General features: G+C 60.8%; 15 protein-coding genes and 1 pseudogene. 12 read left to right on the top strand and 4 right to left on the bottom strand.

Annotation, left to right across the window (positions count from 1 at the left end; genetic code table 11):
• The first annotated feature begins 8 nt into the window (after positions 1-8).
• The 11 genes from QX094_RS01950 (at position 9) to QX094_RS01900 (ending at position 14,370) form a co-directional block, all read left to right on the top strand.
• Positions 9-671: a class I SAM-dependent methyltransferase gene (locus tag QX094_RS01950; protein WP_316187595.1), complete on the top strand. Its 663-nt coding sequence runs from the start codon at positions 9-11 to the stop codon at positions 669-671.
• 26 nt (positions 672-697) lie between these two features.
• Entirely contained in the window at positions 698-1,585 is an 888-nt protein-coding gene (locus QX094_RS01945) for an SDR family oxidoreductase (protein ID WP_316187594.1), read from the top strand.
• 40 nt (positions 1,586-1,625) lie between these two features.
• Positions 1,626-2,306, top strand: a complete 681-nt coding sequence (locus tag QX094_RS01940; protein ID WP_316187593.1) for a class I SAM-dependent methyltransferase — start codon at positions 1,626-1,628, stop codon at positions 2,304-2,306.
• A gap of 2 nt (positions 2,307-2,308) precedes the next feature.
• Positions 2,309-3,358 (top strand): glycosyltransferase family 2 protein, encoded by a 1,050-nt coding sequence (locus QX094_RS01935; RefSeq protein ID WP_316187592.1) that lies wholly within the window; start codon positions 2,309-2,311, stop codon positions 3,356-3,358.
• A 16-nt stretch (positions 3,359-3,374) separates the two neighbouring features.
• Positions 3,375-5,207 carry a hypothetical protein gene (locus tag QX094_RS01930; protein WP_316187591.1) on the top strand — a complete coding sequence of 611 codons (1,833 nt, stop codon included), beginning with the start codon at positions 3,375-3,377 and terminating at the stop codon, positions 5,205-5,207.
• A 190-nt stretch (positions 5,208-5,397) separates the two neighbouring features.
• Positions 5,398-6,162: a hypothetical protein gene (locus QX094_RS01925; protein WP_316187590.1), complete on the top strand. Its 765-nt coding sequence runs from the start codon at positions 5,398-5,400 to the stop codon at positions 6,160-6,162.
• Positions 6,163-6,326: 164 nt separating this feature from the next.
• Positions 6,327-7,367, top strand: a complete 1,041-nt coding sequence (locus QX094_RS01920; protein WP_316187589.1) for a class I SAM-dependent methyltransferase — start codon at positions 6,327-6,329, stop codon at positions 7,365-7,367.
• Complete coding sequence (locus tag QX094_RS01915) at positions 7,364-9,265, top strand: TIGR04372 family glycosyltransferase (protein WP_316187588.1); 1,902 nt, start codon at positions 7,364-7,366, stop codon at positions 9,263-9,265. Before QX094_RS01920 ends, QX094_RS01915 begins: the two co-directional genes overlap by 4 nt.
• A gap of 255 nt (positions 9,266-9,520) precedes the next feature.
• A complete protein-coding gene (gene asnB / locus QX094_RS01910) occupies positions 9,521-11,491 on the top strand; it encodes an asparagine synthase (glutamine-hydrolyzing) (RefSeq protein ID WP_316187587.1) in 1,971 nt (656 codons plus the stop codon).
• 371 nt (positions 11,492-11,862) lie between these two features.
• Positions 11,863-12,993 (top strand): acyltransferase, encoded by a 1,131-nt coding sequence (locus QX094_RS01905; protein ID WP_316187586.1) that lies wholly within the window; start codon positions 11,863-11,865, stop codon positions 12,991-12,993.
• Between the two features lie 75 nt (positions 12,994-13,068).
• Positions 13,069-14,370 carry an acyltransferase gene (locus QX094_RS01900; protein WP_316187585.1) on the top strand — a complete coding sequence of 434 codons (1,302 nt, stop codon included), beginning with the start codon at positions 13,069-13,071 and terminating at the stop codon, positions 14,368-14,370.
• Between the two features lie 157 nt (positions 14,371-14,527).
• Here the strand turns inward: QX094_RS01900 and QX094_RS01895 are convergent, their stop codons facing one another.
• The 3 genes from QX094_RS01895 to QX094_RS01885 all read right to left on the bottom strand — a co-directional run bounded on the left by QX094_RS01895 (position 14,528) and on the right by QX094_RS01885 (position 16,751).
• Positions 14,528-14,959, bottom strand: a complete 432-nt coding sequence (locus tag QX094_RS01895; RefSeq protein WP_316187584.1) for a hypothetical protein — start codon at positions 14,957-14,959, stop codon at positions 14,528-14,530.
• Positions 14,960-15,091: 132 nt separating this feature from the next.
• Positions 15,092-16,114, bottom strand: coding sequence for a hypothetical protein (locus QX094_RS01890; protein ID WP_316187583.1), 1,023 nt, complete (start codon positions 16,112-16,114; stop codon positions 15,092-15,094).
• Between the two features lie 163 nt (positions 16,115-16,277).
• Positions 16,278-16,751: an acyltransferase family protein gene (locus QX094_RS01885; RefSeq protein WP_316187582.1), complete on the bottom strand. Its 474-nt coding sequence runs from the start codon at positions 16,749-16,751 to the stop codon at positions 16,278-16,280.
• A gap of 520 nt (positions 16,752-17,271) precedes the next feature.
• On the opposite strand from QX094_RS01885, the gene QX094_RS01880 reads away from it, so the two are divergent.
• Positions 17,272-18,810: an SPASM domain-containing protein gene (locus QX094_RS01880; protein WP_316187581.1), complete on the top strand. Its 1,539-nt coding sequence runs from the start codon at positions 17,272-17,274 to the stop codon at positions 18,808-18,810.
• Here QX094_RS01880 and QX094_RS01875 read toward each other — a convergent pair.
• A pseudogene (locus tag QX094_RS01875) lies at positions 18,723-19,421 on the bottom strand (IS3 family transposase); the annotation flags it as partial. The gene QX094_RS01880 and the pseudogene QX094_RS01875 sit on opposite strands and share 88 nt — an antisense overlap.
• Positions 19,422-19,435: the final 14 nt, after the last annotated feature.

Genomic DNA, 19,435 nt, shown 5'->3' with positions numbered 1-19,435 from the left:
AGATCTTCATGGCCTATCGCGAGTTCGTCAGTCTCGTCCACAAATCGACCAAGCGCGACTATCTCGCGCGCGTTACCCAGCGCGACAAGGCCGATGTCGCCGAGATGGCGATCAAGTACGACTACGACTACTGGGACGGCAGCCGCGAGACCGGCTATGGCGGCTACAAATATGACGGCCGCTGGCGCAAGGTCGCCGATGCGATGATCGCGACCTACGGCATCAAGCCCGGCATGCGCGTGCTCGACGTCGGCTCCGGCAAGGGCTTCATCCTGCACGATTTCCGCGAAGCCATCCCGGATCTCGAGGTCGCCGGCATCGACGTCTCCTCCTACGGCATCGAGCACACGATGGAGAGCGTGAAACCGTTCTGCCAGGTCGGCACCGCGGCCAAGCTGCCCTACCCCGACAAGCACTTCGATCTGGTCATCTCGATCAACACGCTGCACAACCTCTACAACTACGATCTCGATGCCGCCCTGCGCGAGATGGAGCGCGTCAGCCGCGGCGCCAAGTATCTCTGCGTCGAAGGCTACCGCAACGAGCGCGAGAAGGTGAACCTGATGTACTGGCAGCTCACCTGCCGCATCTTCCACACGCCCGAGGAATGGGCCTTCGAATTCAAGCGCTCCGGCTACACCGGCGACCACGAATTCATCTATTTCGAATGATGTTCGCTCAACACTCGGACACATCCATGCGCGCAGTCGTCGTCGGTGCATCAGGATTCGTCGGCCGGACCATTCTGGCCCGGCTCGGTGCGGAGCGCGCGATCGGGACAGGCCATCGCAATACCCGCGGCGGCCTGGATCATTTTGACGCGCTGACGCATGGTTTTGCCGACCTGAGGCCGGCGATGCGAGGTGAGTTCAGCCACGTCATCGTGGCGCACGGCGCGATCAATCCCGAACAGTGTGCGCGAGACCCCGAAGGCACGGCCCGGATCAACGTCGACAGCATCATCCGGCTCGTCTCGGAGGTCATCGCTGCGGGGCTGACGCCGGTGTTCTTGTCGACGGACTACGTGTTCGACGGCACGCGCGGCCTGCGCCGGGAGGACGAGCCGCAATGCCCCAACACGGAGTACGGACGGCAAAAGGCCAAGGTGGAGCAATGGCTACAGGGTCGTTCGGAACCATGGCTGATTGCCCGCCTATCGAAGGTCGTGAGCGGCGACCGCAACATCCATTCGGTACTCGGGCAGTGGGTGAACGATATCTGTGACGGCAAGCTGATGCGCAGCGCGACCGATCAGATCATCTCGCCGCTGCATGTCGACGACATCGCAGGGGCCCTGATCGAACTGATGGAGAAGTGCGCCACGGGGATCTATCATGTCGCCGGCCCCGATCCGATCAGCCGCTACGACTTGAATAAATTGCTGGTTGGCTGCATACAGGCCGTCGATCCAAACGTGAGGGCGACGGTCGAACCTTGCAGTCTGCGTGACATCCCATTCCTGGAGCAGCGCCCTCTCAATACGTCGCTGTCGGTCGAAAAGCTGCAGACAACAGTCAAATACCCGCTCCGTTCGATGGCGCAGGTCTGCCGCGAGATCGCAGAGGCGCAGTTTAAAGCGCAGTGACGTGGCGCAATCCGCAACAGCCAACAATCGAGAGGCAGTCGTGAACGATCAGGCTCAGACCAAAGAACCGCAATATGAGTTGCTGTTTCGCGTCAAGGAAGAGCATGGCATCAGCCGCTTCGGGCTGATGGCCAACGAGTCCTGGAACAAGGATCCGCGCCGTACGCTGTTCACGCTGGCGCGCTACAAGTTCGTTTCGAAGATGTTCGAGGGACGTCAGCGCGTGCTCGAAATCGGGTGTGCCGACGCGTTCGGTACCCGTCTGGTGCAGCAGACCGTCGGCCACATCACGGCGACCGATTTCGACCCGCTGTTCATCGAGGATGTCCGGGAGCGGATGGACAAGCACTGGCCGATGGACACCCTGGTCCATGATCTGCTGTCCGGTCCCATTCCTGGCACGTTCGATGCGGTCTACGCTCTCGACGTGCTCGAGCACATCGAACCGTCGGTCGAGCGGCAGTTCCTGCAGAACGCCCTGGGCTCGCTCGGGCCGCACGGCGTGGCGATCTTCGGCATGCCCTCGCTCGAATCGCAGGTCTATGCGTCGCCGCAGAGCAAGGTCGGGCATATCAACTGCAAGACGATGCCGGATTTCAAGAAGCTGATGGAAGAGTACTTCCACAGCGTCTTCATGTTCTCGATGAACGACGAGGTGGTTCATACCGGCTATCACAAGATGGCTCATTATCTTTTTGCACTCGGCACTCACAAGAAGTGACGATGGAACTGGCTCTTCAGCCGGAGCGGACGCGCATTGCGGAACGTCTCGACGTCTCCGCGGTGCTGCCGAATTACAATCATGCGCGGTATCTCCCGGATGCCGTGCGTGCTCTGGCGTCGCAGCAGCCGCCTCCTGCTGAGATCATCGTTGTGGACGATGCCTCGACCGACGACAGTCTCGAGGTGCTCGCGAAGCTCAGCCAGCAGATCGGCACGCTCCGGGTCGTCAGGCACGAAAAGAATGCCGGAGCCATTGCCGCGCTCAATCGCGGTCTGAGCGAGGCTCGCTACGAGCTCGTCTATTTCGGCGCGGCCGACGATCTCACCGCACCCGGGCTGTTCGCGCGGCTGACCGGCGCGCTGGCGCGGCATCCTGAGGCTGCGTTTGCCTCCGGCGAGGCGAAGCTCGTCGACCTCGAGGATCGTTCCCTCGGAATCCGTCCGCCGGTGCGGCCGTCGCAGTCCGAGCGGTTTTTCTCGCCGCCCGAAGTGGTCGAGCTGCTCAGGCGCTCTGACAATTGGATCTTGACCGGTGCGGCCCTGTTCCGGCGCAATCTGGTCAGGGAGGCCGGCGGCTTCGCTGCCGCCGCGCGTTCGTTCACGGACGGACTGCTCGCGCGCCACCTCGCGCTGAAGAGCGGCTTCGTCTATGTTCCGGCGGTATTTGTAACTTGGCGTGTCAATCCCGCAGGGTATTCGCGATCGGCGACTTCGCAGGCCGACGTTGCGCGCCAGACCATCGAGAGCATGCGGCGCCTGATCGCGGCCGATCCGCTGTTCCCGCCCTGGTACCCGGAGCTGCTTGAGCGCCGCTGGCGCTTTTCGGTCGGGCGGGTTGCGGTGGTCGAGTCAGGGCCAGCCGGAGCGGATGTCCTTACTCAATTCTGCGCACGCAGTTCGATCGATCGATTGATCTACCGCATCGCCGGCGCACTTGGGCAGCGTTTAGGTTCGGTTGTTTCGCTCGGCTGGCTATTCCTGCGCGAGCGTCCAATGCTGCTTCGCGATCTGTTTCTCACCACGCTTTCGCGCCGGATCCGCGGCGCATAGAGGCCGGCGTCTGCTGATGACAACCAAATCGTTTACGATCATTGTCCCGGTCTGGGGCGCGGCCCATGTCGCCAGGTTCCTCGAGTGGGCGCTGCCGACGTGGCTGTCACCCCGTAACCTGCCGGCGCTGGCGGGGCGGGGCCCCGTCGAGCTGATGCTGCTGACTTCGGCGCGGGATTTCGCCGCGATCGAGAGCAGCCCGATAACGGAGCTGCTGCGCGAGAGCTGCAATCTCAGGCTGGTGGCGATCGATGATCTCATTCCGGGCGGCATCTCGACCGTCACGCTCACGCTTGCTTTCACACGTGGCGTCAATCTCGCGATGCAGGCGGACAGCGCGCGTCGGATCATCTTCCTGAACGGCGACTTCCTCCTCACGGACGGATCGCTGTTATCGATCGCAAAACGCTTCGAGGCCGGCCAGAAGGTGTTGTTGTGTTCCTCCGTGCGCGTCCGCGAGGAATTGGTCCGCGACGAGTTCCTGAGAATGCGTGGGAGCCGCGGCGTCATGGTGGTGCCGAGCCGTGAAGCTGTCACACTGGCACTGGGCGCCTTGCACCCAACGGTGCTGGCCTGCCGGGTAGACCAGGCGCTGCTACGATCGGCGCATCCCAACCAGTTCTTCTGGAAGCCGGACAGCAGTTCGCTGGTGTTGCGCGCGTTCCTGCTGTTTCCCCTTGCGGTCGCGCCAACCCTTCCGCCCGGACCCGCCGACACCTATTGCGATTACGGGTGGATTTCGACGATGGCCGAAACGCCATCGTTCGACATCATCGACAACACGGATGAGCTCTTCATCGTCGAGCTCGCGCCTACGAGGCAGGAGTTGGACTTCGTGCGGTCTGGCGGCACCAGCGCCAAGGACGGCGCCCTGCGGATGTCGTCATGGATGACCGACTTCAGTGCGCAGCAAGCCGATACCGCGATCGTTTTCAGGTCTCGTGACGGCTCGGAGGCTGCGATTGCGGAAACCATCGAAACGTCGGGACGCTTCATCAAAGAGCTGAAGCAGCACTTCGGGCCGCTTCATCCCGTGCGCTACCATCCATATTGGCAGGCGGGGGTGGCGTCCTATCTTCGCAACCGTGCCCGTCTCGGACATCGCGAGATTCCCGCAGAGATTGCCCCGATCGCTGCGGAGCTGCCGGCAACCGTTACTCTGCGCGCGCGCATCCGCGATTTTGTCAAGCGGCAGCTGCTGGGCGCACCCGGCAGCCGACGGCCCTGGCATCCGTATTTCCGCGCCGAGGAGGTCGTGAAAGAATTAGGGCCGTTGAAGGCGGTCGGTCCCGTCGCCATGCTCGAAATGCTGGCGCCGCGCTGGAGTGAAGATGGCGCTCCGGTCTCGATCACGGAATGCTACGACTGGGAACGTGCGGAAAGCGCGGTCACCAAACTCTATGAGGCGACGCGGCCGGGGCAGGTCGCCTTCATGATCGTGACCAACGATCTGCATCTGGTTCCCGACGAGCTGAAAGTTCGCGAACGGATCGTCGCGTTGGCAGCTATTGAACGGAAGTTTAAGATATTATCGGCAATGCCTTTCATGAGTTTGATCGAGGTCAAAACAGTCGCTTCCAATCGGCGCCTCGCAACTGATTTTGATCTAACAATGCCTTTGCGATCAGTCAGATTGGCGCTTGCAAGCGCGTTCGCCTTGAGTCAAGTTCTGGTTGCAAACCTGTTCGGCTGGGATAACCGGAGATCGACGGACCAGGCGAACATCCTGCTCTTGAAGTTGTGGCGTGGAGCAGAGAGCCCGAAAGCTGTGGGGATGATCGGTTCCTCCGGGGCTGATCAACGGTCCGGGGTGGATGCGACGGCAAGAAGCGGCGCAGGGCGTGCCTAGCCATCCGAGTGACGAGTCAAGTGACAAATTTGTCGCAACCTGGGTTGAACAGCGCGCGGTCAGACCGGCTCAAATTGAGGTCCTTACTGCGGCATGATAGGGGATTGTTATGGGGTTGCCATCACACGCTGTAGCTGAGCGCCGCGATGCGGTGCTTATCGAACCGCCGGTTCTGCAGGCGGAAGGACCCGTGTCGCCCGAACGTCTGTTCGGTGGCGCCGGACCGAGCGAGAAGGCCTTCTGCGGGCCGGAAGGTCTGCTGAAGGGACCTGCATTTACCGCTGAAGAGCTTTCCGTCATCCGCGGGCTCATTCGCAAGCATCTCGTCGAAACGGCCCACGCGTTCTCGGCCGAAGCGGCCGATGCGATCGCCAATGCCGAGCTCGAGCAATACCACCTGATCTCGACCGAGCTCGATCACGCGAAGCTGCTGTCGAAAAAGGGCCGGATCCTTCCCAAGGCTATCGTCGACACCATCAAGCAGATGTCCTTCTTCGATTATGTCGAAAAGGCTGTCGGACCATATTACCTCTCCGACGAGGAGGGTATCGGCCACGAGCAGATCTGTTTCCGGATCGTGCGTCCCAACCGGCGCGAAGACGTTGGATCGCTGCATCGCGATTCCTGGTTCTGGGACTACTACGACTTCAAGGTCCCGCCGGGCATGGGCCGTGGCAAGACGTGGGTGGCTGTCGGGGGCGAGCCGGGGCGCGCCGGATTGCTGCTGGCACCGCGGTCGCAGACCGGTCCGGCGCCGTATCACGTCGATACGAGCGGCAAGCTGGCCTTCGTTCCTGACTTCGATGTCAACGCCATCGGGCTGCAGCGCTTCTGCGGCGCGCTTGGTGAGCCGATCATGTTCAACTACGGCACGCTTCACGTCGGTGCGCTGAACCGGTCCGAGCAGTGCCGGGTCAGCTTCGAAGTGACTATCATGTTCAAATCGGCCTCGTGAGAATCCGGGGCGTTTGAATGGTAAGATGTGGCGCGTGCGCTGGCGGTTCGTTCGGCGGGTTTTTCTCTGTCACTGAAGCTTCCGTTTCCGGACACTACCCGTCCGAACCCCTCGTTCCGCACGAGCCCATCCGGATTGAGCTCGAATACTGCAAGGACTGCGGATTGATCCGGCAGGTCCCGGGCAAAGTCGTCGAGCTCAACTACCACGGCATTTTTCGCGGGACGGCGAAGCAGCTGCCGCATTACGCCGAAGACATCATGTCGGCTCTGCCGGGGTATGGCGTGCAGCCCGGCGATCTGGTTCTCGAGGTCGGTGCCAACGACGGCACCTTCCTTCGCGAGCTTCGCAACCGCGGCTACCATAATCTTCTCGGCGTCGAGCCTTCGACACAGCTTGCTGAATTTTCCCGGCAGTCCGGTCTCGAAATTCTGAACGCGTATTTCGACCGCCGGCTCGCCGCGGAGATTCGTGCGACACGTGGACCCGTGCGTGCCGTCATCTGCCGCCACACGCTGGAACACGTGCCGGACATTCGCGAGTTCACCCAGGCGATCGCCGATGTGCTGGCTGACGATGCGATCAGTCTGATCGAGGTGCCCGACGCCGATTGGGTCGTGACCAATCTGTTCGCGCATGAGATCTGGGACGAGCACATCACGTATTTCCGCAACCGTTCGCTGGCCCGGATCCACAGGGATTGCGGACTCGCCCCGGTAAACCTGCAGCGACAGCGCTTCCGCGACACACGCAACCTGCTGTGCTGGTCCAGGCCGGCGCGGTCGGGATCTCCAGCGGAGAGCGGCCTGCCCGAGGACGAGGCGGATTTCGAAGCCGTGGCGCAATTCCAGTCCCGGTGGGATGCATTGTCGGCCCGCCTCAGGACCATGTTGCGCGCCAGCCCGAAGCCGGTGGTCGGCATCGGAGCGTCCCATATCCAGCTCAACTTCCTGAATTTTGCCGGCCTCGGCGATTTGGTCGACGTCCTGGTGGACGACGACACCGTCAAGGCCGGACGTTTTGCGCCATTGGTGCGCCCAGTGCCCATCCGCTCCACGGCCGAGATCCTGGCTTCGATGCGTCAGGGGACATTGCTGAGAATGGCTTTTCCCTATCCCCAGTGGGAAGACCGCATCGAGGGTGAATTGCGGGCCCATGGTGTCGTCTCGATCCGGCCTTACGACGTCCTGCAAGCTGCGCAATGATGCCCCCAGCTTCACGACAGGAGAGTGGCCTGCTGGAGAAACTGCTCAGGCATGGCCTCAGGTTCGCCGCCAATGCGGTGACCTCGCTGCTCCTGCCGCCGTTGGCGCGCTGGAAATATGGCGGCTCTCTCAAGAGCTACCAGCCCAATCATCTGCTTCATGTCGGCAATCAGTACCTGTTCCAGAACCGGATCGAGCGGGCGCTGGAGTTCTACCTGGCGGCTTTCGACAAGGACCCTGAAAGCCGTTGGGTGTCGGGTGCGCACCTGCTTCAGCACGTCAACGCAACGCCGTTGAAGACGGACGTCTATTTCAGCCTCTTGAAGTCGGTCTCTTCGGTGCCGGGCTATGTCGTGCCCGATCTGGAAAAGGCGCTGCTGCTGAACGCGATCGAGCGGGATCCGGACCGTCTGGAAGCCGCCTTCGGCGGCATTCCGCGCGGTCGTCTCGGCTACAAGGCACTGGAGGCGCTCGGATCGAAGGCGCTGGGCATCGGACGCAACCGGCTGGGGCTCGATGCCTTCCAGCAGGCGTTGCTGCAGCGTCCCAACAACCCGGTTCTGCTCGAGCAGATCGGGGTCACCGAATTCCTCACCGGTCTCTATCCCAACTCCGAATCCAGCTTCACTTTCGCGGACTTCCAGAAGGAGCTTGAACGCAGCCATTTGGGCGTCGCCGACTCGCCTTATGCGATCCTTGATCGCACCTGGCTCGCCGCGATCGGTCACGTCGCGTTCCTCGACACTTACATCAAGGCCTGCATGCTCGGCTGGTACAGCGCCAAGAAGTCGCTGCTGATCTACGAGCAGAGCAATCCCCCGGCCGGCTGGCCGCTATTCAAGTTCTTCTCCAAGCACATCGAGATCGTTGCCACCGAGCGCAAGGTGCACCAGGAGCTGGACGCCATCGTTCTCAAGGGGGTCCCGCCGGACGATGACGACCGCCTGCAACGCATGCGCGTCGCTCTGACGCGTCCGTTCTGGTACGGCCCGGATGGTGACGGCCGGATCAGATGGTACGGTCCGTTTGGCGCCGCTGTGGAGACCGCCTGGAAGGAGCAGGGCAGGCAAGCCCTGTTCGCCCTGGACCAACACGAACGCAAGAGCTTTCGCCGGCTCATGAAGCAGCTCTATGGCCTGCCTGAGGATGCCTGGTTCATCCTGCTGCATGTGCGCGAGCCGGGCTTTCATTCGACTTGGCACGAGTTCCATGCGGGGACGCGGAATGCCGACATCAAGTCCTACGACGCGGTGATCGATTTCGTCCGCAGCAAGGGTGGCTGGGTGATCCGGGGCGGCGACGCGTCGATGACGCCGCTCGAACCGCGCGAGGGGGTGATCGACTACGCAACGGGTGCGCATAAGCATCCCGCGCTCGACATCTACCTTTGTGCGGAATGCGCCTATTTCGTCGGAACCAATTCCGGATTCAGCCTCATTCCTCCCGTCTTCGGCAAGAAGTGCGCGCTGACCAATTGGAGTCCGATTGCGATCCCCAACTGGTATCTGGACGATCTCTATATTCCCAAGCTGGTCCGCAAGGTGAGCGAGGGACGCCATCTCAGCTTCAAGGAGATGTATGCGTCCTTTACCGGCTGGAGCCAGTTCATGCGCGACTTCAAGAACACCGATTTCGTCATTGAAGACAACACGCCGGAAGACTTGCGCGATCTGGCCGAGGAGTTGCACGAGCAGGTGTTTGGGCTGGCTGCCGAAGCTGAAGCAGCAGATGAGCAGCGGCTGCAACGCTTCAACGCCATTGCCACGGCGAACGGCTCCTACGTCGGCAGCCAAATGGGGCGGCGCTTCCTGAATAAATACGCGCATCTCCTCGACGATCCAGCTGGCCTGTCAGCGGCCGACGTCACGAAGCCCGAGGGCCGGATCGCGCGCAATTGACATTGCGCGCCCAGTCGGGGACGATTTCGAACCGAGGATCGTTCGGGTCGAAATTGACAAAGGGAATCGATCTCCTGCTCGCGCTTCTGCAACTTCGCTGCGCGCCGTCGTGCTCGCTATGGCCGTGCGTCCTGGCGTCCCGAGGATGGTGGCTCCGGCATCCGGATCGCCGCCTGATCGCCGTTTGCGAAGCGCGAGACCCAGCTCCCGAGGGACATCCGGCGCAACGCTCATGAGCCAGAATCCGAGATCGACATGTGCGGGATAGTGGGTCTGCTGCGGCCGGGCGGGGGTGACGAAGCTCAGCTTTCCGCAATAGCGCGTGGGATGGCGGACCGTCTCGCCCATCGCGGGCCAGACGCAGACGGCATCTGGGCACGGCCCGAAACGGGGGTCGCGTTCGGTCACCGCCGCCTTGCGGTGCTCGACCTGACCGACGCCGGCGCGCAGCCCATGCGCAGCGATTGCGGCCGCTTCGTCGTGACCTTCAATGGCGAGATCTACAACCATCTGGAGCTGCGCGCCGAGCTCGAGGCCGCGGGCTTGGCCCCCAACTGGCGCGGACATTCGGACACGGAAACGCTCCTGGTCGCGGTGAGGCGATGGGGCGTGGAAGCAGCGCTCCAGCGCCTCTCCGGCATGTATGCTTTCGGGTTGTGGGACGAGCGCGAGCGCACGCTCACCCTCGGGCGTGACCGCTTTGGCGAGAAGCCGCTGTATTATGGCTGGAGCGGCGGCGACCTTGTCTTCGCGTCGGAGCTGAAGGCGTTTTCGGCGCATCCGGGCTGGGCGCCTCAACTCGACCGGGCGGCCCTGACCGCATTCCTGCGTTACGCCTACGTCCCGGCGCCGTTGTCGATCTGGTCCGGGATCCGCAAGCTGTCGCCCGCATCGTTCGTCACCTTTCAGGCCGACAGTCGTGCCGGCGCGCTTCCAGAGCCGGTCGGCTACTGGTCGCTGCGGGACCATGTGGTGGCGGCGCAGACCAGGCGAGTCTCCGACGAGGCCGAGGCGGTCGCGCAGCTCGAACGCTTGTTGTCGGCGGCGATCCGGCGCCAGTGCCTGTCGGACGTGCCGCTGGGCGCCTTTCTGTCGGGTGGGATCGATTCCTCGACCGTGGTCGCCCTGATGCAGGCCCAGGCGGCGCAACCCGTGCGGACCTTCTCGATCGGCTTTCGGGAAGGCGGGTTCGACGAGGCTGCCGAGGCTCGCCTGGTGGCTGCCCATCTCGGAACAGCCCACACCGAGCTCTATGTCGAACCACACACGGCGCGTGACGTGATCCCGCTGCTGCCGACGATGTACGACGAGCCCTTTGCCGACTCCTCGCAGATCCCGACCCATCTCGTTGCAAAGCTCGCTCGCCAGCAGGTCACGGTCTCGCTGTCGGGCGACGGCGGCGACGAACTGTTCGGCGGTTATAATCGCCACGTCTGGGGCGTGGCCCTCCAGTCGCGCCTGTTCAGGTGGCCGGCTACGCTCAGGTCAGCGCTGGCGCTGGCAATGCGGACGCTCTCTCCGGAGCGCGCCGACGCGCTCGCGCGGCTCGCGCAACCCTTCGTTCCCCGCCGGCTCAACGTGCGCCGCGCCGGCGACCAGATCGCCAAGCTGGCCCGCATCATCGATGCGGATTCGGGTGACCAGCTTTACCGCCGCCTGTGCTCGCTGGACGACGCACCATCCCGGACGGTGCTGCAGGCTCAGGAGAGCGAGACGTGGTCGGGACGCCAGATGGCCGGGATCACAGGAGAGCTCGATCCACTGGATCGCATGACGCTGGCTGATGCCTTGAGCTATCTGCCGGACGACGTGTTGCAAAAGGTCGACCGTGCGGCAATGGCCGTTGCCTTGGAGACGCGGGTGCCGTTCCTCGACAAGGAGGTCGTGGAGTTTGCCGCAACCGTTCCACCGGCGATGAAGGTTCGTGACGGGCGCGGCAAATGGCTGCTGCGGCAGGTGCTCTATCGCCACGTTCCGCCCAGGCTCGTGGACCGTCCGAAGACCGGGTTCGGCATTCCTCTCGATGCCTGGTTGCGAGGGCCCCTGAAATCTTGGGCGTCGGACCTGCTCGCGGCGCCACGTCTGGCAGGGCAGGGGCTGTTCGATCCAGGCATGGTCCAGCAGCGGCTCGGCGAGCATATGAGCGGTGCGCGCAATCATGGGCACTGGCTGTGGAACGTGTTGATGGCCGAGGGCTGGTATGATGCCTGGGGGCCGGCGCGGTAGCTTGAGGCCGCCTCTCAGCGTCGCAGCAGGCTCGTCGCGGCGTTCTGCCGGGGCATGGAGATGCGGCGCAGGTCATCGACGACGCCGGACCTTCATATGGCGGTCCGCCATCGGATTTCGGCCGGGCGCTTGGTCGCCTTCTCGTCCCAATCGCGCCTTAACCCGCGCCAACACCCAGGGCATAATACGCTTACGCGGAAGCGCATTATGCTCTCGTCTCTTTGTTTGAGCATGATCTTTTCGGAAAGCCGGTTTCCACTTTTCCCGATCATGCTCGAGGGCTGAGTGCTGGTCGGTCAATGATCCCCTTACCGCAGGGCGGAATACGACGCGGACGGGCGCATGACGTGCAAAGTCGAAGCATTCACTACATGCCACTGCTCGACCACCTGCGCTTTCTGGCGGCGGGCTTGGTGATCCTATTTCATACCGTGCTCGAGACCAGAGGCACGGGCCGGCCGGCAGAGACCTTCCATATCGCCCTGATCGACCAGGGCCATGTCGGCGTCGGGCTGTTCATGGTGATCAGCGGGTTCATCATGATGACGATGTTCATGGGGCGTGACGTCGAGCCGCTGAAATTCTACTACAACCGTGCCCTGCGCATCTATCCGCTCCTGATCCTGATCGTGAGTTTCGGCTATTTCACGACGCCGGACCCGCGGCCGACAGCGGCCGGAATCAATTTCCTGATGTCGCTGCTGCCGATCTCAAATCTCTATCGCCTGCAATACGGCAGCTTCGGAGGCCATCTGTGGACCATCGCCGTCGAATTGCAGTTCTATCTGCTCTTGCCGATTCTGCTGCGGTTCCGACGCCGCTACGGCCGACTTGCGTTCTACGGCGGCGTGCTCGGGATCGCCTTCGCGCTTCGTGCCGCGCAATACGCCCTGACCGGAACGGCACACGCGCTGTCGTACTTCAGCCTGTTTGGCAGCATCGATCTATTCATCGGGGGAATGATCGCGGCCGAGATCTATCAGCATCTGCAGCAGCGCAAGGTCGAGTACGAACCGTGGCTGGTACTCGCTACGCTCGCTGCGATCGGTGTCGTCATCGCGATGATGTTTTCCGTTCCGTCGTTCTTTCACGTCGACTGGCAGCATGTCTCGATCGATTCCGTCAGCCGCAGCAACAAGTGGGTCATCTGGCCGCTGTTGCAGGCCATGATGTGGAGTGTATTCCTTCTTCTCTATCTCAGGTCGCGGTCCCAAATCTGGGGATCTGCGATCCTCGCCAATCTCGGCAAGTGCAGCTATTCGGCCTACATCTGGCACATCCTGGTCATCGCGCTGCTGAAGACCAAGCTGATGTGGTTGTCGTCCTACGCGCTTGGGTTGTTCCTGGTGCTGCCCGTCACGCTACTGATCGCGCTGGTCAGCTATCATCTCATCGAGTTGCCATTCCTGCATCTGCGTTCGACTTACCAGCAGCGCCCCGAGGAGGCTGATGCCGATCGCTACGGAGCGACCGAGCAGGTGAAGGTGGCGGCCGGCCGGTAACCGGAAAACAGCGGCGGTCTACCGCGAAGCCTGACGTCCGGTTTGCGGTTGATCTGCCTCATGCCATGAATTAACTTGAAACCAAGTATGGTGTGCGCCTCGTCCGGCGCAGGGGGCCAGCCGGGGGGCGGAGTGATTAAGGAGAACGTACCGAGTCTGACCGGGCTGCGATTCATCGCGGCGTTGACGGTCGTCGTCAGCCACATTTTCGCGATGATGGTCAAGGTGCCGGGGAGCGGCTCGATTCTGCATACGCTGCTGAGCGTCGTCGGAAGCCTGTCCGGCGCCGGCATGACTTTGTTCTTTGTCCTGAGCGGCTTCGTCATTCACATGAACTATGGCCACGCGATGTCCACGCCGACGGGGCTGTGGAATTTCTTTGCCGCGCGCTTCGCCAGGCTCTACCCGCTTTATCTCTTCTTTCTCTGCCTCGATCTGTCGATGAAGCTCGGCTACCACCAGTTCAAGCTGGAGCGGCTGGAAGCACTGCCTTATTACCTGACGCTGACCCAGACCTGGCTCTACAAGACCATTGATGGCAATGCGCTGGTCTATCAATACGGGTTGGTGCCAGCCGTATCCTGGTCGATCAGTACCGAGTGGTTCTTCTATCTCTGCTTTCCGGTGATCTGCCTTGCGATGGCGCTGCTGCGAACTCCGCGAGCGCTGCTGATCGCCATCGCCGCGTTCTGCGTTGCAGCGTTTGCACTCGTCACGTTCGTCAATCTGCGGGCACCGCAGATCGCCGCCTATGGTGTCACTCAGTTCGGCCCGATCGCCGGCGAAAGCCAGGATGGCATCTACCGCTGGCTGGCTTACTTTTCGCCTTATGTCCGGGTGCTTGAATTCGCCCTGGGCTGCTTGGCCTCGGCTCTGCTGCGGGTCCTGCCGCCGTCGAACGAGCGCGAGAACCGTTTTGGCTTCTGGCTCATGACCGGAGCCATCCTGGGGGCCGCCGGGTTGCAGTACGTCATGTTCGGGAGGACCAGCACGTCCGCGCTCATCGTAGCGTTGCACATGAACTTCGGCTTCGCGCCATTCCTCGCCGTGATCATCTTCGGCTGCATCCGATACAACAACGTCATCGTGAGGGTCTTGTCGGCCCGACCGATCGTCTTGGCGGGAGAGGCGAGTTACTCGATCTATCTGTGCCACATGGTTGTGATCAATGCGTTCCGGTACGAGGTGCCGGCGGTGACCGATCATCAGATCTGGGCGGCGGTCCTCCCCCAGATCTCGATCACGCTTGCGGCGATCATCGGCCTGTCGCTCGTGCTGTGGTTTCTGATCGAGATGCCAGCGCGGCGGATCGTCAGGCGCTGGCTGACGATCTCGCCGCGTGTGCGTCCCGATCTTCAGGTTGCGACGACCGGCTGAGAATGTCGAGGTTGGCTGCCGTCAGTCTCATTGGAAGGGGCATCGAAGTTCGGGCCGCGTGTGACTGGGAAGCGCTGCTCGCTTGGTTCGCGACATCCTCTCCCACGCAGCCGCATGGGACGGAGTTGTCGCCATTCGCTGGCGACTTTAGGACATCCTATTCTTTCGACGTTTCCTCGTCGGCCACCGAACAATCGAGTTCGACCATCTTGCCATTCGCCTCACTTGGTAGTTCGAAGGTTCGCCGTTTGCTGTCTTCCTCACATTGATAGACAACGGAAAAATCCTTCCCGCAGCCCTGGACGGGATCTCCGATCTCGGACAGTTCGACTGTAACGCTGCAGTGGCTTCGACCTCGGCATTGGGTGCGCAGATACATGCCCGCGTTGTTGCGCCGGTACATGTTGATGCCGGGGTAGGGTGGTTTGAAGAAGCGGCAATTCCGACCGTAGCTCGCCTCGATGATGTCTATGCCGTTGACGGGCAGGTTGCGCCAGGGAAACGCCGTGGCGACGGCGACGCATGTGCGGGCGCGGTTCAGCACAGCGCCGGGCTGGCAGATGACGGCTTTCGACGTGATCTCCGGCAACCGTATGGGCAACCGGAATAGCCGCAGTTTCACTCAGCAGCTTGACTCGATGCAGCGCAATCAAGAATGGCACGCTTGCCGTCGGCCTCAGCTTCTATAAGGAGTGAGTTGATTGTCTCTGATCTAGAGCATTTATAGGTAACTGAAAACTCCTTTCCGCAGCCATTCGCTGGATCGCGCGAGGCGCGATGTGGAGATCGAAAACTCACATCGGGTGCGCTGATTGCATGAACGAGCGAGACTTGGGGTCACGTTGCCAAGTTTGACCGGGATTGATGCTCCTATTGTGCCCTTGCAGTTCAATCCGTAGCTTGCGGATAGCACCTCGATCTCCGGGCGGTCACCGGACCATAAACGGCTAAGCATCCTCCAAGGTACTTCAGATTTGGCTGCTTGGCCTCCGACAACAACCGCCAGCAATAGCATAGTTACGACCAGGGCCGGCTTAATCGGAATGTGAGGTCCAGAAACGCCTGGCTGGCGGGGCGGGAACGCTTGAGTGGCTCTGATTCTTCCAAGACGCGCCCGCAGCCAGGATCTGCTGGGACGCTCGATCAGTTGATACGTTGCATAAGAGACGACAAGGGTAAATGCGATGCCGAACGTAATTCGGCCAACCGTATCCAAAGCAAAGGTCCAGTTCAGCGCAGGTTCGGGCCTGAGGAAAACCCTTAAAGTCCAGGTGTGAACGAGGTAGATTGAGTAACTTGCCTCACCAAGAGCAACCAGGGTCGGGGAGGACAACAATCGTGTAAACCGCGTATCGTAGCGCGCGACGTAAAAGAGGATGTACGCTATCGAAGGGACGCAAACGAAATTGTTCGAAAGGTGCTGTACGTAAGCAGCGACAACGGTCTCGTGACCATAGCCAACCTTCACCAAACCTGCACCCACGAGAAGTAGAAAGGCTGCCGCCAGTCCGACCTCCCGAAGCCAGGCTTCGGCCGCTGAGCATTGGAGCGGCCTCAGACGTATGATCAAATGCGATGTGAGGCAGCCGGTTACAAATTCGAGAATACGCACATACGGTGAGAAGTAAAAAAGCCAGCGGTAGAACGAACTTGAGAAACGATCGTTCAAGTCGATGTAGTCCGGTTTGGTTTTGCGAGCCAAGCCAAGAAGCTCAGCCAGGAAGTAGCGGGAGGCAACGAGCATCAAAATGCTCGCGCAGCAGAAGGTGATGAGAGCCCAGAAGGCGGCGCGGCTACTCCGTAATCGAAAGCTCAGAAACGCAACCCCAATATACGCGAGATAGAAAAACGTCTCGGTCGAAATCGACCAGGAAAGTGGAGACAGCCAGTCTATTATGGACTGCCCTTCATAGATGTTGTACCACGCAGGATTGCGTGAGGCTGAAGTAGTGGGCCAAGATGGCAAGGAGTAGGTCAGTCCTACCATAGGTCTTGGCAAGGAAGTTGTCCGCAAACACCGAAAACAAGAGAAGAACAAGGTAGAGGGGGAATAGCCGTGCGAATCTCGCTGTCGCGAATTCACGCACGGCTTGTGCAGTTCCAACAGTACCAAAAAGTCTCGCGTAGTTGTAGTGGATCACGAAGCCGCTCAAAACAAAGAATAGCGGCATGCCGTACATTGCGACAAACGAAAGCTTGTCCCGAATATTGTAATTCTGAAATGTTGCAATCCAGTCTGTCGCGTGCGCGAACAGTATGAAAAAGGCAGCAAAGAATCGTAGTCCGGTCAAAGCTGGTAAAGGGGGGAGCCGGTCGATGAGCGGGTCCTCTATAGTCGTGGGCTGACCTGCAAATCGTTTATCGACAGCGGGCGCGTTCATCGTGTGCATCTCTCCCCCAAACCAGCTGTGCTACCTATAGGGCGTCGTGCGCGTAGGGTGAAGCATGCCGGCAACATTTGGGCTGGGAAGTGGCGGATCTGTGCCTGCACCGCTTGACGTTGAGCGCTTGGTACGGTTGAATAGTTGAGCTTTTTCTAGCCTGAGGGTTGACCTCGGGGCATTTTTTGTTCCGGAGATTGTACGGTGAACCTTCTGGCCCGTTTATCCCGCTTTGCGTGGTCTGGCCGAGATGTGCGGCCAGAGTTTCGCTCGGGGGGGCGTCGATCTCGGAACTCGGTTCGATCGAGGGTTCATCGACCAGATAGAGCGAACCGGCTTTCACCCCTTTATTATGGTCCGCCTAGGGGAGGGCAACGAGGGGGCTGGTGCTTTTCTGACTTGCCCCACTCAGAACGAGGCCGGCGCAATTTGTGCGGGAGCTGTCAGAGCTTCCGGCGTTTGCGGGATCTCAATTGCTTCGGGGGGTGGAGCGCGCGCTTCAACTCGACACCTATCAAGCTTGCAGCTGCTTTTACGCTTGGGCAACGGGCGCCAACGAGCTGCAAGAAACGATCCATGTCGGCGCGCGGGCGAGGTTAATCATCCGTCGTTCTTCGGATATCCAGCGTATGGGCTGGGCGATCTGGCGTCACCATTGTCTGCCGACCAAAAGTCCAGACTGCTCCGTGCCGCCGTAGACGCCTATGAGGCGACTTCTGGAAACGATGCGTTTCGCTGGGCGATTTTCGAGGCGATGACGTTAGCACTATGCAGAATATATGCGAAGGCAAGTAGGTATGAGGAAGCCGCAGATGTCATTCAGCAAGCGATAGTGCGAGCGCCGGGATCTGTTCTGCTCAAGGGAGCGAAGCATGCGTTGGCGCTTAAAGCCGCCGGTGCGGACGTTCACCCAAGGCTCGAGAAATTCCTTGGCGATGACAATGACTATCTCAAGCAGTTCGTTTGTACCTTGCCGTTCGAGCGGTTCGACATCGGGCCAGACGGAACGGTGCTTCTTTGCTGCGGGCATTGGATGCCGACGTCAGTCGGGAACTTCATGGACCAGTCCGTGGAGGGCGTGCTCAATTCTCGAGTGGCTCTAGATATTCGAAAGTCGGTGACAGATGGGACGTACAAATACTGCAATCACGTCGATTGTGGAGCGATGGTCAGAGACACTCTGACCAGGGTCGAGAATGCGCCTGAAGTGATCCGGACTGCAATGGAGACGAAGGACTTTCGCCTCGATCATCCTTCGGAGGTGATGTTTGCTTTCGACCAGACGTGCAATCTCTCGTGTCCTTCGTGCCGAACGGAGCGGATTGTCGAGAAGCCGTCTCAGTCAACCGCAAAAGCGCGTGCCGTCGAGGATAAGTTTGCACCGCTTTTGGCGAAAGCCAAAATTTTGCACATCAATCCTGCGGGAGAGCTATTCGCGAGCAAGCCGTCTCGTAAAGTATTGGAGATGATCAGCGACGAAGCTGCGCCGGATGTGAAGCTTGCGATTATCTCCAATGGCACGCTGTTCAGCGAGCAGGAATGGAACAAGTACCCAGGGATTCACAACCGAGTCCAGTCAATCCGGATCTCAATCGATGCGGCGACGAAGGTCACGTTCGAGAAATTGCGCCGTTTGGGAAGGTATGAGCCGTTCATCGAGAATATGCGCTTCCTCCGTCATTTGCGTATGACGGTCGTGCCTCAGCTGAAGTTCTCGTTCACATACCAGATCGAAAACTTTCGTGAGATGCCGGCATTCGTCGACTTCTGCGAAGAGATGCATGCTGACTACGCAATTTTCGAGAGGTTGCAGAATATCGCATACACTCTCGCAGACTACCTCGAAAGAGCGGTGCATCGTCCAGAACATCGCCTGTATGGTGAGTTTATCGAGGTGATTAATACTCCGAAGATGAGCGATGCCCGCTGCTGGCATGATTTCGACTATCCAGGTGACCTTGCCCCCAAGTTTTATCCAGATCTGAGTTCGTTCGGGCGGTTGGATGTGCCCATCCGGGCGGTCGTAGCGGCGGGAGCTGGCGCGGAGCTCTCGGCATAGCGCAGCGCCAGATCCCGACGCGGATTGCAGGGGGCGGCGAACTCGGATGGCGTCTTCCATCCGAGCTGGGAGTGCGGCCGAGCGTCGTTATAGTCGGCCTGCCAGCATCGGAGCGCAACGCGGGCCTGGCCGAGCGAGGTGAACAGCGTCTCGTTCAGCATTTCATCCCGCAGGCGGCCGTTGAAGCTCTCGATGAAGGCGTTCTGCATGGGTTTCCCCGGCGCGATGTAGTGCCAGGCGATGCGACTCTGATCGGCCCATGTCAGGATGGCATTGCTAGTGAGCTCGCTGCCGTTGTCGCTCACCATCATCTTGGGCTTGCCGCGCTCGGCGACCAGCCGGTCCAGCTCTCGAGCGACCCGGGCGCCCGAGAGTGAGGTGTCGGCCACCAGCGCCAGGCACTCGCGGGTGCAGTCGTCGACCACGGTCAGGACGCGGAATCGCCGGCCGTCGGTCATCTGATCCGACACGAAGTCGAGCGACCAGCGATCATTCGGGAGCAGCGGCACCGTCATCGGAGCTCGTGTGCCGAGGGCCCGCTTGCGGCCACCTCTGCGGCGCACCGTGAGCCGTTCCTCCCGGTACAGCCGGAACAGCTTCTTGTGATTGAGCTGCCACCGAAGTT

The organism is Bradyrhizobium sp. SZCCHNS1050 (genome assembly GCF_032484785.1).
Classification (GTDB): domain Bacteria; phylum Pseudomonadota; class Alphaproteobacteria; order Rhizobiales; family Xanthobacteraceae; genus Bradyrhizobium.
The sequence above is the reverse complement of the archived record's forward strand: the minus strand, read 5'-3'. Positions and strand labels throughout refer to the sequence as shown.